We start from the raw sequence: 15599 nt of genomic DNA, 5'->3' as shown, positions 1-15599 counted from the left end.
GTTTTCCAACTGCTGACCGTCGTGCAAAAGCTGGTGCTGCCATGAACGAAGCCCCCGTGTTCACCATCGCGGGCGAGCTGAGCATCTACCGGGCAGCCGAACTGTGCCAGGCCTTGCAAGCCTGGCTGCCCCAGGTCCTGGCCTGCGGTAATGACGCCGTGCATCTGGACCTCGCCGAGGTGTCCGACATGGACACCGCCGGCCTGCAGCTGTTACTGGCACTGCAGCGCAGCGCAGAAGACGCCGGCGCCCGGCTGGCCTTGCAGTCAGCCAGCCCAACGGTCATGGAAGTGCTGCAACTGACCGCACTGGAACACCTGATCGCGCCTGCCGCGTCCACCGCCCCATGAACCTGGACCACGCCTTGCACACCTTCATCGCGGAAAGCCGCGAGCTGCTGGCCGACATGGAAGCCAGCCTGCTGCACCTGCAGCCGGAGGCGCCCTCGCCCGACGCCATCCACGCCATCTTTCGCGCGGCCCACACCATCAAGGGCTCGGCTGGTTTGTTCGGGCTCGATCACGTGGTGGCATTCACCCACGTGGCCGAAACCCTGTTGGACCAGGTCCGTGCGGCCTGTGTTCCGCTGGATGCCGGCTTGATCGAGCTGCTGCTGGCCTGCTGCGACCACATGCACGCCCTGATGAATGTCGTCGAGGCGCATGGCGCCATCCAGGACCCACAGCTGCAGGCACGCAGCGACACCCTGGTGCAGGCCCTGCACGCCCGCAGCCTGATGTCCAGCAAGTCCGTGCTGCCGCCCCAGACGGCCACCCCCGACCTGCCTGCCGAAACCGACGCCCCCAGCTGCGCCTGGCAGATTGCGGCCCGGTTCGGTCCGGCCGTGCTGCAAAACGGCATGGACCCGCTGTCCTTTCTGCGTTACCTGCACACCCTGGGTCGGATCACCTATACCGAATTGCTGAGCCAGGCGGCACCAAACCTGCAGCAGCTGGATGCCGAGCAGTGCTACCTGGGCTTTGTCGTGCACCTGCACGGCCACGCCAGCCAGCAGGAGGTGGAGTCCGTGTTCGAGTTCGTGCGTGACGAATGCGAGCTGCAGGTCACGCCGCTCGCATCGCCACATGCTGCCCCCTGCCCCTCACAGCCCAGTGCGCAGGACAGCGCTGGTGGCGACAAGCCCCCCGCAAAAGCACTGCCCCATGCTCCCCCCAGCAACACCTGGCAGGATCTTGCCCAGGTCAACGTAGTGCCATCCGCGGAGGCCCTTCCCAGCGCGTCTGCAAGCACGACAGCCCCCCGCCAGGGCGAGCACGCCAGCCTCAGGGTCGATGCCCACAAGCTGGAGCAGCTCATCAACCTGGTCGGGGAACTGATCACCGCATCGGCCGGCGCCACCGAAGTGGCACGCCAGCTGCGCCAGAGCGAGATGCTGGAAGCCACCGCCACCGTCGCCGCGCTGGTCGAGCAGGTCCGCGACCATGCGCTGCAGCTGCGCATGGTGAAAATCGGCGGCAGCTTCAACAAGTTTCAGCGCATCGTGCACGACGTGGCACGCGAGCTGGGCAAGGACATCGCCCTGCACATCAGTGGCCAGGACACCGAGCTGGACAAGACCGTGGTGGAGCGCATCGGCGACCCACTGACCCACCTGGTGCGCAACGCCATCGACCATGGGATCGAGCCGGCTGCCGTGCGCCTGGCCAACGGCAAGCCAGCACAGGGCTCCGTGTACCTGGACGCCCACCATGAGTCGGGCCACATCGTGATCGAGATCCGTGATGACGGCGCCGGCCTGGATCGCGAACGCATCCTGGCCAAGGCCGTGGAGCGGGGCCTGATCGAGCCGGGCCGTCAGTTGGCGGACAACGACATTGACGCCCTCATCTTCGAACCCGGGTTTTCCACCGCCACGCAGATCACCAGTCTGTCAGGGCGCGGTGTGGGCATGGACGTGGTGCGCAGCAACATCACGGCGCTGCGCGGCACGGTTGAGGTGCGCAGCGTGCCGGGTCAGGGCACGACGGTGCAAGTGCGCCTGCCGCTGACCCTGGCCATCATCGACGGTTTCCAGGTGCGCGTGGGCCACTCCGTGTTCGTGATTCCACTGGAAATGGTGGACGAATGCGTGGAATACCTGGGTACGCCGACGCAGCACTACACCGACCTGCGCGGCACGGTGCTGCCCTTTATTCGTCTGCGCCAGCACTTTGCCCTGCAGGGCCCTGGCAGTGCACGGCCTAACATCGTGGTCATCCAGCATGGCACCCAGCGTTTTGGGCTGCTGGTGGACGAACTGCTGGGCGAAGCCCAGGCCGTGATCAAGCCCCTGTCCCGCATCTTCCGACAGGCGCGGGGCATCAGCGGCTCCAGCATTTTGGGCAATGGCAAGGTGGCGCTGATTTTGGACATTGCCGCGCTGCATCAGCAAGTGTTGACCACTCGCCGCAGCGAAACCCACCCCTTCACGACGACTGCGCCCTGAGCGCCCGACTTTATTACCTCTTAATCCCTTCAAGGACAGGCATGTTTGCAAATATGCGCGTTGTGACGCGACTTGGCATTGGCTTTGGGCTGATGATTCTGATGCTGCTTGGCAGCTCCATGTTCGGGCTGGACCGTCTGCGTTCGGTGAGCGATCTGAGCGCACGGGTGATGGACGTGCACTACCCCCTCGCCTCGCTGAGCCGCGACATCATCGACGCCAACGACCGCACCAAGGTGCTGGTGCGCGACCTGGTGTTCGCGCACACGGATGTCGAGCTGTCCCGCGCACTGCAAACGCTAAATGCCGGGCGTGCCGACGTGGTCAAACACATCGCGCAACTCAACGACGCTGTCCAGTCTGCTGAAGGCCGCCGCCTGCTGGAGCTGATCACCCAGAACTCGCACAAGCTCAATGCACTGTACGAACAGATCACGGCCCTGGCCCAGACGGACAAGGATGGCGCGCTGGCCCTGATCCGCGGCGAATACACCACCATCCAGGACCTGCAGACCCAGCACCTGCTGGACCTGTCGCGCCTCATTGCCACACGCATGCACGCGGCCAATGTCGAGGCCCAGGGCACCGCCCAGGCCACCCAGCAGATGCTGCTGTACATCGCCGTGGCGGCCATCGTCGTGGCCGTGCTGACCGCCTGGCTGATCGCACGCGGGCTGACACGCCTGCTGGGCGGCGAGCCGGCGTATGCCGCCGAGATCATGAACCGCATTGCCACCGGCGATCTGGGCATGGAGGTGCAACTGCGCCAGAACGACAGCAGCAGCATGCTGCATGCCGTCAAACAGATGGTCGCCAAGCTGCAACTGGTGGTCGGCGAGGTCAACAGCAGCTCCGAGGCGCTGGCCAGCGCCTCGGAAGAAGTCAGCGCCACCGCCCAGACCTTGAGCCAGGCTTCCAGCGAACAAGCGGCCGGGGTGGAAGAGACCAGCGCCACCATCGAGCAGGCGAATGCCTCGATCACGCAAAACACCGAAAACGCCAAGCTGACGGACAGCATGGCCGCGAAGGCCGCCCGCGATGCCGCCGAAGGGGGCCAGGCCGTCAAGGCCACCGCCACCGCCATGAAGCAGATTGCCCAGAAAATCAGCATCATCGACGACATCGCCTACCAGACCAACCTGCTGGCCCTGAACGCAGCCATCGAGGCCGCCCGTGCCGGTGAGCATGGCAAGGGCTTTGCCGTGGTGGCGGCCGAAGTGCGCAAGCTGGCCGAACGCAGCCAGGTGGCCGCGCAGGAAATCAGCGATGTGGCCACCTCCAGCGTGCAACTGTCCGAGCGGGCCGGCCAGCTCCTGGATGTGATGGTGCCCAACATCCAGAAGACCTCGGAACTGGTGCAGGAAATTGCTGCGGCCTCCGAAGAGCAGAGCAGCGGCATCGGCCAGATCAACCTGGCCATGGGGCAACTGAGCCAGGCCACCCAACAAAACGCCTCCAGTTCCGAAGAGCTGGCAGCCACGGCCGAGGAAATGAGCGCCCAGGCTGAGCAATTGCAGCAAGCCATTGCCTTCTTCCGGCTGAGCGGCCCTGCGGCCACTGCGCTGCACGCCCATCCACCGCGCACAGGCACAACCGCCAAACCCAAGGGCGCAACGCTGGCACGCGGCCCCATGGTGGCCCGCACCAGCGGCAAGACCCTGGACGAGTCTGATTTCGTCAAGTTCTGAGAGGACGGGCATGCACGCAAGCCAATCGTCCCCTGCCACCCCGGCCCTTCCCAGCCAGTACCTCACCTTCTTGCTGGGCGGTGAGGCCTATGCCCTGGGTATCCTGTCGATCAAGGAAATCATCGAATACACGCACATGACCGAGGTGCCGCTGATGCCGGCCTGCATCCGCGGGGTGATCAACCTGCGTGGTGCGGTGGTGCCGGTGATGGACCTGCAGGTCCGCTTCGGCCAGGCCACCAGCGCGGTGAGCAAGCGCACCTGCATCGTGATCGTGGAGCTGCCGGGCAGCGAAGGCCCCCACACCATGGGCGTGGTGGTGGACGCCGTCAGCGAGGTGCTGGAGATCGCCCCGCAGGACATCGAGCCACCGCCGGCCTTCGGCACCCACATCCGCACCGACTTCATCTCCGGCATCGGCAAGGTGCGGGGCCGGTTCGTCATCCTGCTGGACGTGCAGCGCGTGCTGGATCTGGACGAGCTGCAAACCCTCTCAGAATCGCTGGCAGCTGCGGAAAACGGTTAAGCTTGTCGTTTTAACGCCACCATGCCATTGACACACTCAGCCCCGTCATCGCTAGGTCTGCAGTCCATCATGGTGGTGGACGACAGTCCCGTGCAGCGCGACCACGCGGCGCAGTTGTGTCGCCAGCTCGGCATCGGCCTGATTTACGAGGCCTGCCACGGGGTCGAGGCCCTGGAGCAGCTGGCCATGCTGCGCCTCAAGCCCGATGTGATGCTGATCGACCTGCACATGCCCGTCATGGACGGGGTGGAACTGATCACGCAACTGCAGGACAAGGGCTGGAAGATCCCGATGCTGGTGGTGTCCAGCCAGCAGCAGGGCATCCTGAACGCGGTCCAGGAACTGAGCAGCACCCTGGGCCTGCCCATGCTGGGGTCGCTGCCCAAGCCCCTGCGCCAGGAGCAGTTGGAGTCCGCGCTGCAGCACTACAGCCAATGCCTCAAGGGCAATGTGTTGCAGTCCGGCCCGCGGCAGCCGCTGCCCATCAGCACCCAGGACCTGTGCCACGCCATCGACTGCGAGCACATCGACGTGCACTACCAGCCCAAGGTCGACATCCGCACGGGCCTGGTGCGCGGCATGGAAGTGCTGGCCCGCTGGACGCACCCCAGCCTGGGCCGCATCCCCCCCGACCAGTTCATTGCACTGGCCGAAAAGGAAGGCCTGATCTTCGACCTGACGCTGCGGGTGCTGCGCAAATCGATACGCCAGGCCGCTGCCTGGGTGCACATGGGCTTCACCCCCAAGCTGGCCATCAACCTCTCGCCCCTGCTGCTGGACAACCCCGGCATCGTGCAGGAGATCACCTCCCTGGTGGAAAGCAGTGCCATCAGCCCGTCCCAGGTGGTGCTGGAAATCACCGAAAGCGCGGGCGTGGAACACCTGGGCAAAGCGATTGCCGTGCTCACCCGCCTGCGGCTCAAGGGCTTCGGGCTGTCCATCGACGACTACGGCACCGGTTTCTCGTCCATGCAGCAGTTGGCGCGCCTGCCCTTCTCGGAGCTGAAGATCGACCGCAGCTTCGTGCACGGCGCGCACCAGCGCCGCAACCTGGGCGTGATTCTGGAGTCGGCGCTGGACATGGCCAAGCGCCTGGAGCTGGTCTCCGTGGCCGAAGGCATCGAGACCATGGAAGACTGGCGCCTGCTGCAACGCTGCGGTTGTGCAGTCGGCCAGGGCTACCTGATTGCCCGGCCCATGCCGGCGCAGGACATCCCGGCCTGGCTGCGCAGCCACCGCGCCCGCCTGCCCGAATTGCGCCTGCCGCCCTCGCCCGCCCTGGCGCCGGCCCTCACGCCCCTGGATTGAGCACGCACGCTCCTCGGCGATGGCCGCATGCCACCCGACCGGACCGTGAACTGGCGCACAATGTGGGGCACACCTGCGGGTGCCGTCTCTCCATGCCTCTCAAGCCACCTGTCGTGCTGCGTGCAGCCATTGAATGACCATGACCCAAGCTTCCCCCACCACCTCTGCCCACACGCCCCCCCGCCTGACCGCCCTGTCGCACGGCGGCGGCTGCGGCTGCAAGATTGCTCCCGGCGTTCTGGCCAAGCTGATCGGCCAGAGCACCCTGCCCAAGCAGTTCTTCCCGGACCTGCTGGTGGGGACGGAAACCGCCGACGATGCCGCGGTCTACCGCATCAACGATGAACAGGCCATCGTCGCCACCACCGACTTCTTCATGCCCATCGTGGACGATCCGCGCGACTTTGGCCGGATTGCCGCCACCAATGCGCTCAGCGACATCTACGCCATGGGCGGCACGCCCCTGATGGCGCTGGCCATCGTCGGCATGCCCATCAACGTGCTGCCGCACGAGACCATCGCCGCCATCCTGGAAGGCGGGGCCTCCATCTGCCAGGAAGCCGGCATTCCCCTGGCCGGCGGGCATTCGATCGACTCGGTCGAGCCGATTTACGGCCTGGTCGGCATTGGCATCGTCAACCCCCAGCACATCAAGCGCAACGCCGACGCCCAGGCTGGCGACCTGCTGGTGCTGGGCAAGCCCCTGGGCGTGGGCATCCAGTCGGCCGCGCTGAAGAAGAATCTGCTGGATGCCGCCGGCTACCAAGCCATGGTGGCGGCCACCACCCAGCTCAACCGCCCCGGCGCGGCACTGTCGCAGCTGGCCGGTGTTCACGCCCTGACCGATGTGACCGGCTTCGGCCTGCTGGGCCACAGCCTGGAACTGGCACGCGGCGCGCAGCTGACGGCCCACCTGGACATGCAGGCCCTGCCCGTGCTGCCCGGCGTCATGGAACTGGCGCAGCAAGGCGTATTCACCGGCGCGTCCGGCCGCAACTGGGCCTCGTACGGCGACGCCGTGCAACTGGCCAGGAGCATCACCGATGCCCAGCGCGCCCTGCTGACCGATCCGCAGACCTCCGGCGGCCTGCTGGTGTCCTGCACGCCCGAGACGGTGGACCAGGTGCTGGACATCTTCCGCAGCAGCGGCTTTGCCCAAGCTGCCGTCGTGGGTCGCATGCAGGCCGGTGCGGCCCAGGTGCACGTGGCCTGACGCCAGCGTTCACACAGCGCCCATGCACAAGCCCCAGGTGGCAGCACCCGGGGCTTTTTTTGTCTCTATTCCTGGGCCGGCTTCAGGCCAGCGTCTTGCGCTGCATCCAGGCACTGGCCTGGTCCACGGCATAGGCCAGCGCACCATCCGCCGACTCGAACACCGGGGTGAAGGTGAACAAGCGCTGGTAGCGCGCCGCACCGGCACCGCTGTCGATGCGCAATTGCGACACAAAGCCCGGCCCGTCCGTGGGCTGCGCATGCGGCACAAAGGTGAAGCGGTCCATGGTGATGCCCGGGTGGACGGCGATGTAGGGGCTGTGCATGGCAAAAAATCCTGGGTGATCGGGCCACCGCATCGGTGGCCGCACGCAGCCGTCATGGCCGCGCGGGTGTGCAACATCGGAGCGTGTGGAATGCAGCTTAGGCCTTGCGCATGACAGCCTGATTACATAAAAAAAGGAGCACCTTGCGCAGGCAATCCTTGGTATTCAGCACAAAAAGTATTCAAACCTCTTGAAATACGCGCGCAGCCAGCTCCTCAAATCGCAGCATCCGAATTGACCGTGGCGGGCAAGGTCGCATGGCCCAGCACCATGCGGCAGCTCTGCAGCCAGTCGTGCATGGCCGCATCGAAGGTGGTGCGCGGCTGCAGCAGCTGTGGCCAGCGCCGCACGCAGGCCTCGATGCAATGGTTGACCTGCCACAGCGCCTCTTTGTTGATCAACACCAGCTCGCCCATGCTGGAGGGGTCCTCCTCGAACATGCGCAGCCAGTCCGCCTGCTGGCGCGGGTGCGAGCCCGATTCGGCCAGCGATTTTTCCAGCGCCTGCATGCGCAGGTCCACGTACACGCCAGCGCGCCCACCGGGCAGGGCCTGCCACTGCGATGGGAACTTGCGCTTGCACACCGTCCAGTGCTGGAACACGGCGCCCAGTGTGGCGATCACCTCGCGCACCTCGGCGCTGGTGTGCGTGACCGCCGTGGCCGCGGCAGGCACGGCCTGCGCCAGCAGCGCAAACACGTGCCGCGTCAGCGCTGCGTCAAAGCGGCTGTGGTTCATGCGCAGCATCAGCGACAGGCGCTGGGCCGGCATGTCCGAGAACTTGCTGTAGAACGCAGACACCACCTCGGCCAGCATCAGGATGCGCCCCCAGGGCCCCACCTCGTCGCCCTTGGTGTGGCGCGGATAGCCGCTGCCGTCCAGGCGTTCATGGTGCTCCAGCACGGCATCGGCCACCGCCTGGGGGTAGACCTTGGCGCCCTGCACCACCAGCATGGCGGTGATGGAATGCGCGGCCAGCTGTCGGTGCTCCTGCGGTGTCAGCTTGTGCCGGAGGTTCAACCAGTTGGGCGGCATATAGAGCATGCCCACGTCGTGCAGCAGCGCCGCCGCCGCCAGGTCCGCGCACTCCGCAGGCTCCATGCCCTGCTGCACGCCCAGAAAGACCGCCACCATCATCATCAGCACGCTGTGCTCAAACAGCTCCGGCATCTGGTGGCGCATCACCGTCATCTTGAAGCTGGCCGGCTGGGGCCACTTCAAATGCCGCAGCGCCTCCAGCAGCAGGTGGTGGCGCTCGCCCATGTGCTGCGCCAGCAACTGGCCCAGTGGTGTCGAGCCGGACAGCAGCAGCACCTGGGCTTCCAGGCAGGCGCGGTCCACCGCATTGCGGGTGCTCAGCTGTTCATCGATCGATGTCGCCAGCCGGTGCTGGATCAGTTGCTCGTACAGGCGGCTGTCGATGCGCCTGCCCTTGTCCAGCAACTTGATGCCGCTTTCGGAGTAGATCGCGCTGTCGGCCACCACCTCCTGGCTGTCTGCCATGTCGGTGACGGCACGCAGGAAGTGTGCGTCGTTGTGCAGAGACGACGCATTCAAAAGCAAGGAGGCAGCATCCGCTGTGGCCGAATTCATCCGTAAAAAGCAAGTTGCGACGGTGCCGATGTTAGTGGATTACCCAAATCAAAAGCCCGCACCGGACTGGGTGCGGGCTTGACAGTCGTCAAAAACCCGGCGCTCAGCGCAGCAAGGTCACCCCGGTCTTGGACTGGATCTCCTCGAAACTCACGCCCTCGGCCAGCTCCACCAGGCGCAGGCCCTGGGGCGTGACGTCCATCACACCCAGGTCGGTGATGATGCGGTCCACCACGCCCACGCCGGTCAGCGGCAGGCTGCAGTGGGGCAGGATCTTCAGGTCGGTGGTGCCGTCCTTTTTCTTGGCCACGTGTTCCATCAGCACGATCACGCGCTTGACGCCGGCCACCAGGTCCATGGCGCCGCCCATGCCCTTGACCATCTTGCCGGGGATCATCCAGTTGGCCAGGTCGCCCTGCTCGGACACCTGCATGGCGCCCAGGATGGACAGATTGATCTTTCCGCCACGGATCATGGCGAACGACTGGTCCGAGCCAAAGATGGCCGAGCCGGGGATGGTGGTCACGGTCTGCTTGCCGGCATTGATCAGGTCAGCATCGACCTGGTCTTCGGTCGGGAAGGGACCGATGCCCAGCATGCCGTTCTCGGACTGCAGCCACACTTCCTTGTCGCCCGTGTGGTTGGCCACCAGGGTGGGGATGCCGATACCGAGGTTGACGTAGAAGCCGTCTTCGAGTTCCTGGGCCGCGCGCGCGGCCATCTGGTCTTGGGTCCAAGGCATGACAGCTCCTTATTGCTTTTCGGTGATAGTGCGCTTTTCGATGCGCTTTTCCGGCGTGGCGTTGTGCACGATGCGGTGCACATAGATGCCAGGCAGGTGGATGTCGTCGGGCGCGATCTCGCCAATCTCGACCACTTCCTCGACCTCCACGATGCAGACCTTGCCGCAGGTGGCCGCTGCCGGGTTGAAGTTGCGCGCCGTCAGGCGGAACTGCAGGTTGCCGCTCTTGTCGGCGCGCCAGGCCTTGACCAGGGCCACATCGGCCACGATGGCACGTTCCATCACATAGGTTTCACCGTCGAATTCGCGCAGTTCCTTGCCCTCGGCCACCTGCGTGCCTACACCGGTCTTGGTGAAGAAGGCGGGAATGCCGGCGCCACCGGCGCGCATCTTCTCGGCCAGCGTGCCTTGCGGCGTGAATTCCAGTTCCAGCTCGCCCGCCAGGTACTGGCGCTCGAACTCCTTGTTCTCACCCACGTAGCTGGCGATCATCTTCTTGATCTGGCGGGTTTCCAGCAGCTTGCCCAGGCCAAAGCCATCGACGCCGGCATTGTTCGAGGCGATCGTCAGGTCCTTGACACCGCTGTCGCGCAGGGCGTCAATCAGTGCCTCGGGGATACCGCACAGGCCAAAGCCGCCAACCGCCAGCAATTGCCCATCAGCCACCACGCCTTGCAAGGCCGCCGCCGCAGAGGGATAGAGTTTTTTCACGTTGTCTCCTATTGATCTTGAGCCACTTGCAACGATACTACGTAGCTACGTACGTAGTATTTCTTAAAGTCTTACCCACATGAACCTGGACCACCGTTTGGCATTCGATCTGGCGCCCGTCGGGCTGGTGATCTCCCGCAACCGCATCATGGTCGACTGCAACCAGCATGTGTGCGAGATGTTCGCCACCTCGCGCGAATTGCTGATCGGCCAATCCTTCCAGGTGCTCTACCCCTCGGCCGATGAATACGAACGCCTCGGGGCCCACATGGCGCCCATTCTGAATGCCAAAGGCTTTTACGCCGACAACCGCATCATGAAGCGGGGCACGGGCGAAACCTTCTGGTGCCACGTCAGCGGCCGGGCCCTGGACCGCAGCGAGCCCCATGCGGCGGGTATCTGGAGCTTTGAGGACCTCTCGGCCCAGCGCCCCGTCAAGGCCGAACTCACCGGCCGCGAACGCGAAGTGGCTGCGCGCCTACTGGAGGGGCTGACGTCCAAGGAAATTGGCCGGGCCCTGAACATCAGCCACCGCACCGTGGAAATCTACCGTGCCCGGCTGATGCGCAAGTACTGCGCCTCGACCGCTGCAGACCTGGTCCACAAGCTGCTGGCCGGCTGAGGGCTGCCCCAGCCCTGCTCGACCTGTTCCTCGGCCTCGACAGGGTTACAGACGTACTGCCTGATTTCAGCCCCCAGCAGCCAGGGCAGTTGCCCTGCATCACAACCGCCGCTGGTGTAGGCCAATCCCGCGATTTGACCGGGCACCCTTGTTAGTGCCTTGTCGGTCTTCTAAGCTTTTTGCACAGCATGCGCACGAGGCTGCGTCTTTGCTTGTCGACACCCAGGTTCCGGCCACACCCCGCACTGGCTAAGCGGGCCTGGACTGCCCGACAACCCGCCGTGCCAACGGTGATGAAGACGCTGCCTATGGTGCAGCTAAGAAAAATCAATAGCAAAAATCGCCCGCTTTGCTTGCAAGCAAGGATAATTCGAGGCATCAATTGCAAACAGCTATTGATTTAACAAGTTTAATATCGATTATTAATTGATATTGCACTCCCGAAACCGTCGACTTGTCAGCCTCGCAGAAACGGAGATTCCCCATGACCACTGAATCCAAGTGCCCCTTCCACCAAGCCAACAGCGGCACCGCTGCCAAGGGCGGTGGCACCACCAACCGTGACTGGTGGCCGAACCAGCTGCGCGTGGATCTGCTGAGCCAGCACTCCGCCAAAAGCAACCCCATGGACGAAGGCTTCGACTATGCACAAGCCTTCCAGCAACTGGACTACGAAGGCCTCAAGCGCGACCTGCGCGCGCTGATGACCGACTCCCAGGACTGGTGGCCTGCCGACTTCGGCCACTATGGTCCCCAGTTCATCCGCATGGCCTGGCACGCCGCCGGCACCTACCGCATGCAGGATGGCCGTGGAGGTGCTGGACGCGGCCAGCAACGCTTCGCCCCGCTGAACAGCTGGCCTGACAACGTCAACATCGACAAGTCGCGCCGCCTGCTGTGGCCCATCAAGCAGAAATACGGCAACAAGATTTCCTGGGGCGATCTGATGATCCTGTGCGGCAACGTCGCACTGGAAACCATGGGCTTTCGCACGTTCGGTTTTGCCGGTGGTCGCGTCGACACCTGGGAACCCGATCAGGATGTGTACTGGGGTGCGGAAAAGGAATGGCTGGCCACCAGCGACAAACCCAACAGCCGCTACAGCGGTGACCGCGATCTGGAGAACCCGCTGGCTGCGGTGCAGATGGGCCTGATCTACGTCAACCCCGAAGGCCCGGACGGCAATGGCGACCCGCTGTCGGCCGCCCGCGACATCCGCGAGACCTTCGCCCGCATGGCCATGGACGATGAAGAGACCGTCGCCCTGATCGCCGGTGGCCACACCTTCGGCAAGACCCACGGCGCAGGGCCGGCCAGCCACGTCGGCACCGACCCCGAGGCTTCCGGCCTGGAAGCCCAGGGCTTGGGCTGGGCCAGCAGCTTTGGCAGTGGCCACGGTGGCGACACCATCACCTCCGGCCTGGAAGTGACCTGGACGCAAACCCCCGCTCAGTGGAGCAACTACTTCTTCGAGAACCTGTTCAAGTACGAGTGGGTCAAGACCCACAGCCCCGCCGGCGCCATCCAGTGGGTGGCCAAGGATGCCGCAGACGTCATCCCCGACGCCCATGGCGGCCCCAACAAGAAGCCCACCATGCTGACAACCGATCTGTCGCTGCGCATGGACCCGGCCTACGAAAAGATTTCGCGCCGCTTCCTGGAAAATCCCCAGGCTTTTGCTGAAGCGTTTGCCCGCGCCTGGTTCAAGCTGACCCACCGCGACATGGGCCCGCGTGCACGCTACCTGGGCCCCGAAGTGCCCAAGGAAGAGCTGATCTGGCAGGATCCTGTGCCCGCCGTCAACCACCCGCTGGTGAATGCCGCTGACGTGGCTGCACTGAAGGCCAAACTGCTGGCCTCCGGCCTGAGCGTGCAGGAGCTGGTGGGCACGGCCTGGGCCGCGGCTTCGACCTTCCGGGGTTCGGACATGCGCGGCGGTGCCAATGGGGCCCGCATCCGCCTGGCCCCACAGAAGGACTGGGCCGTCAATCACCCTGTCCAGTTGGCCAAGGTCCTGGCCGTGCTGGAAGGCATCCAGCGCGAGTTCAACAAGGCCGCCGAGGGCGACAAGCGCATCTCCTTGGCCGACCTGATCGTGCTGGGTGGCTGCGCCGGTGTGGAACAGGCCGCCGCCGATGCCGGCACGCAGATCTCGGTACCGTTCACACCCGGTCGCACTGACGCCAGTGCCGAACAAACCGATGCCGCATCGTTCGATGTGCTGGAGCCCGTGGCCGATGGCTTCCGCAACTTCCAGAAGCGGGCCTTCGCAGCGCCGGCCGAGGCCTTGCTGATCGACAAGGCACAACTGCTCACGCTGACCGCCCCCGAAATGACGGTGCTGCTCGGCGGCCTGCGTGCCATCAACATCAACACCGATGGCAGTGAGCACGGTGTGCTGACCGCAACCCCCGGCAAGCTGACGAACGATTTCTTCGTCAACCTGCTGGACATGGGCACCCAGTGGAAGGCACTGGACGATGGCACCTACGAAGGTGTGTGCCGCAAGACCGGTGCCAAGAAGTGGAGCGGCACCCGCGTGGATCTGGTGTTTGGCTCCAACGCCATCCTGCGCGCCCTGGCCGAGGTGTATGCCGAGGCAGGTTCCAGCGGCAAGTTCATCCACGACTTCGTGGCCGCCTGGACCAAGGTCATGGAACTGGACCGCTTTGACCTGAAGAAGTGAGGCACCGCCCTGGGGCTCCGGCCCCAGCGTTGACTTCCTCCAACCGCGCCCTTCGGGGCGCTTTTTCATGGCGGCGTGCACCCACGGTGCCAGGCAGCGCGCGGTTTGCCCTGCATCAAGCGGCGCTGCCGCCGCGGGCCACGCGCCGCACCTGGCTTGAACAGCCCTCCGTTTCTGGCGTATGGTGGACCTGTGCACCACCGCTGCACAGGCCTGTCCGAGGGTGGTGTGCTCTCCTGCAACACAGGGACAGGCCCGGATCCTCATTCATGCAGATCACTTTTCATGGCGCCGCCCAGCAAGTCACGGGATCGTGTTTTCTGGTGGAGGCGGCGGACTGCCGTTTCCTGATTGATTGCGGCATGGTCCAGGGCAACCGCGAAGCCCGGGAACGCAATTACGAACCTTTTGCCTTCGACCCCCGACGCATTGATTTTGTGCTGCTGAGCCATGCACACATCGACCACAGCGGCATGCTGCCGCGGCTGGCCATGCAGGGCTTCAGCGGGCCGATCTTCACCACGCCGGCCACCCTGGACCTGGTCGACGTCCTGCTCAAGGACAGCGCCCACATCCAGGAAACGGATTTTGAACGCAGCACCCAGCGGGCCAGCAAGCCCAACGGGCGGCACCGCCACCACAAGATAATGCCACCGCTGTACACGCTGCGCGATGTGAACCACTGCCTGCGGCTGTTCCACACCGTGGACTACGACACCGAGTTTGCGCCGCATGCCTCGGTCAAGGTGCGCTTTCGTGACGCGGGGCACATCCTGGGCTCGGCCATCCTGGAAGTCAGGCTGACCGACGAGCAGGGGCACACCCGCAAGCTGGTGGCCAGCGGCGACCTGGGGCAGCCGGGGCGACCCATCCTGCGCGACCCCACGCCGATTGACAGCGCCGATGTACTGCTGATCGAGTCCACCTACGGCGACCGCCTGCACAAGGACATGCCCTCCACCCTCGACGAGCTGGTCGAGGTGGTCCAGCGCACGGTCGCCAAGGGGAATGTGGTGATTCCCGCCTTCGCCGTCGGCCGCACCCAGGAACTGATCTATGAATTCCTGAAGCTGTCCTCGCAAGGGCAGCTGGGGCCGCTGGACATCTTCATCGACTCGCCGATGGCGATTGCCGCCACGGAAGTCACCCGCAAGCATTTCACGCTGTTTGACGACGAAGCCCGCGAGCTGTTTGCGCAGGCCAAGCAGCTGACCCAGCAGTTGCGCATCCATTTCGTGAGCGATGTCCAAGACTCGATCAAGCTCACGCGCGTGCGGTCCGGGGCCGTCATCATCTCGGCCAGCGGCATGTGCGATGCCGGGCGGGTGATCCACCACCTGCACCAGAACCTGGGGCGCCGCGAATGCGCCGTGGTGATTGCCGGCTTCCAGGCCCAGGGCACGCTGGGGCGGCGGCTGGTCGATGGCGAACGCCATGTGCGCCTGCTGGGTGACGACATCGAAGTCCAGGCATCGATCCACACCCTGGGTGGCTTCTCGGCCCACGCCGACCAACGGGCGCTGCTGGACTGGGCACGGGCTTTTGAACAGCCACCGGCCAAGACCTATGTCATCCATGGCGAGGCCCAGGCCTCGCAGGCACTGGCCTCGGCACTGCGCCAGCAACAGGGCTGGGGTACCAGCGAGGTGGTCGTGCCCAGCCACGGAACCGCATACGCCCTGTGAGCGCCGCGCCAGTGGCCTGGCGCTGAGGGGCAAGCCGCCTGGGCGCGGACGGTAC

Annotated in this window: 13 protein-coding genes; 9 read left to right on the top strand and 4 right to left on the bottom strand. The window is 64.9% G+C overall.

Annotated features, from left to right (window positions below; all coding sequences use genetic code 11):
- Positions 1-41: 41 nt before the first annotated feature.
- The 6 genes from KAQ61_RS05970 to selD all read left to right on the top strand — a co-directional run bounded on the left by KAQ61_RS05970 (position 42) and on the right by selD (position 7181).
- Complete coding sequence (locus tag KAQ61_RS05970; RefSeq protein WP_210930778.1) at positions 42-350, top strand: STAS domain-containing protein; 309 nt, start codon at positions 42-44, stop codon at positions 348-350.
- Entirely contained in the window at positions 347-2446 is a 2100-nt protein-coding gene (locus KAQ61_RS05965; RefSeq protein ID WP_210930777.1) for a chemotaxis protein CheA, read from the top strand. Before KAQ61_RS05970 ends, KAQ61_RS05965 begins: the two co-directional genes overlap by 4 nt.
- A gap of 41 nt (positions 2447-2487) precedes the next feature.
- On the top strand, positions 2488-4134 hold the full coding sequence (locus KAQ61_RS05960; protein ID WP_210930776.1) for a methyl-accepting chemotaxis protein: 1647 nt from the start codon (positions 2488-2490) through the stop codon (positions 4132-4134).
- Positions 4135-4144: 10 nt separating this feature from the next.
- The gene (locus tag KAQ61_RS05955) at positions 4145-4660 is read left to right on the top strand and encodes a chemotaxis protein CheW (RefSeq protein ID WP_043377987.1); all 516 of its coding nucleotides are present in this window, start codon (positions 4145-4147) and stop codon (positions 4658-4660) included.
- 21 nt (positions 4661-4681) lie between these two features.
- On the top strand, positions 4682-5968 hold the full coding sequence (locus tag KAQ61_RS05950) for an EAL domain-containing response regulator (RefSeq protein ID WP_043377989.1): 1287 nt from the start codon (positions 4682-4684) through the stop codon (positions 5966-5968).
- Between the two features lie 139 nt (positions 5969-6107).
- Positions 6108-7181 (top strand): selenide, water dikinase SelD, encoded by a 1074-nt coding sequence (gene selD, locus KAQ61_RS05945; RefSeq protein ID WP_210930775.1) that lies wholly within the window; start codon positions 6108-6110, stop codon positions 7179-7181.
- Positions 7182-7263: 82 nt separating this feature from the next.
- Here the strand turns inward: selD and KAQ61_RS05940 are convergent, their stop codons facing one another.
- The 4 genes from KAQ61_RS05940 to KAQ61_RS05925 all read right to left on the bottom strand — a co-directional run bounded on the left by KAQ61_RS05940 (position 7264) and on the right by KAQ61_RS05925 (position 10551).
- Positions 7264-7506, bottom strand: coding sequence for a hypothetical protein (locus KAQ61_RS05940; RefSeq protein ID WP_210930774.1), 243 nt, complete (start codon positions 7504-7506; stop codon positions 7264-7266).
- 215 nt (positions 7507-7721) lie between these two features.
- Positions 7722-9062: an HD-GYP domain-containing protein gene (locus KAQ61_RS05935; RefSeq protein ID WP_244982993.1), complete on the bottom strand. Its 1341-nt coding sequence runs from the start codon at positions 9060-9062 to the stop codon at positions 7722-7724.
- 139 nt (positions 9063-9201) lie between these two features.
- Positions 9202-9840, bottom strand: coding sequence for a 3-oxoacid CoA-transferase subunit B (locus KAQ61_RS05930; RefSeq protein ID WP_043377995.1), 639 nt, complete (start codon positions 9838-9840; stop codon positions 9202-9204).
- 9 nt (positions 9841-9849) lie between these two features.
- A complete protein-coding gene (locus tag KAQ61_RS05925; RefSeq protein WP_043377998.1) occupies positions 9850-10551 on the bottom strand; it encodes a CoA transferase subunit A in 702 nt (233 codons plus the stop codon).
- 79 nt (positions 10552-10630) lie between these two features.
- Here KAQ61_RS05925 and KAQ61_RS05920 point away from each other — a divergent pair, with 79 nt between their 5' ends.
- The 3 genes from KAQ61_RS05920 (at position 10631) to KAQ61_RS05910 (ending at position 15544) form a co-directional block, all read left to right on the top strand.
- On the top strand, positions 10631-11173 hold the full coding sequence (locus KAQ61_RS05920; protein ID WP_042412684.1) for a PAS and helix-turn-helix domain-containing protein: 543 nt from the start codon (positions 10631-10633) through the stop codon (positions 11171-11173).
- Between the two features lie 484 nt (positions 11174-11657).
- Complete coding sequence (gene katG / locus KAQ61_RS05915; RefSeq protein WP_210930772.1) at positions 11658-13859, top strand: catalase/peroxidase HPI; 2202 nt, start codon at positions 11658-11660, stop codon at positions 13857-13859.
- 269 nt (positions 13860-14128) lie between these two features.
- Positions 14129-15544 carry an MBL fold metallo-hydrolase RNA specificity domain-containing protein gene (locus KAQ61_RS05910; RefSeq protein ID WP_210930771.1) on the top strand — a complete coding sequence of 472 codons (1416 nt, stop codon included), beginning with the start codon at positions 14129-14131 and terminating at the stop codon, positions 15542-15544.
- Positions 15545-15599 lie beyond the last annotated feature (55 nt).

It is taken from the genome of Comamonas aquatica (genome assembly GCF_018064205.1).
GTDB lineage: Bacteria > Pseudomonadota > Gammaproteobacteria > Burkholderiales > Burkholderiaceae_C > Comamonas > Comamonas aquatica.
Note: the sequence above shows the minus strand (reverse complement) of the source record. Positions and strands in the feature narration are given on the sequence as shown.

What these genes read in the sequence shown, in the direction of transcription:
- KAQ61_RS05965 (WP_210930777.1), top strand. Translation starts at nt 347, where the DNA reads ATGAACCTGGACCACGCCTTGCACACCTTCATCGCGGAAAGCCGCGAG.
- KAQ61_RS05930 (WP_043377995.1), bottom strand. Translation starts at nt 9,840, where the DNA reads ATGCCTTGGACCCAAGACCAGATGGCCGCGCGCGCGGCCCAGGAACTC.
- KAQ61_RS05910 (WP_210930771.1), top strand. Translation starts at nt 14,129, where the DNA reads ATGCAGATCACTTTTCATGGCGCCGCCCAGCAAGTCACGGGATCGTGT.
- KAQ61_RS05960 (WP_210930776.1), top strand. Translation starts at nt 2,488, where the DNA reads ATGTTTGCAAATATGCGCGTTGTGACGCGACTTGGCATTGGCTTTGGG.
- KAQ61_RS05970 (WP_210930778.1), top strand. Translation starts at nt 42, where the DNA reads ATGAACGAAGCCCCCGTGTTCACCATCGCGGGCGAGCTGAGCATCTAC.
- KAQ61_RS05940 (WP_210930774.1), bottom strand. Translation starts at nt 7,506, where the DNA reads ATGCACAGCCCCTACATCGCCGTCCACCCGGGCATCACCATGGACCGC.
- KAQ61_RS05950 (WP_043377989.1), top strand. Translation starts at nt 4,682, where the DNA reads ATGCCATTGACACACTCAGCCCCGTCATCGCTAGGTCTGCAGTCCATC.
- KAQ61_RS05955 (WP_043377987.1), top strand. Translation starts at nt 4,145, where the DNA reads ATGCACGCAAGCCAATCGTCCCCTGCCACCCCGGCCCTTCCCAGCCAG.
- KAQ61_RS05920 (WP_042412684.1), top strand. Translation starts at nt 10,631, where the DNA reads ATGAACCTGGACCACCGTTTGGCATTCGATCTGGCGCCCGTCGGGCTG.
- selD (WP_210930775.1), top strand. Translation starts at nt 6,108, where the DNA reads ATGACCCAAGCTTCCCCCACCACCTCTGCCCACACGCCCCCCCGCCTG.
- katG (WP_210930772.1), top strand. Translation starts at nt 11,658, where the DNA reads ATGACCACTGAATCCAAGTGCCCCTTCCACCAAGCCAACAGCGGCACC.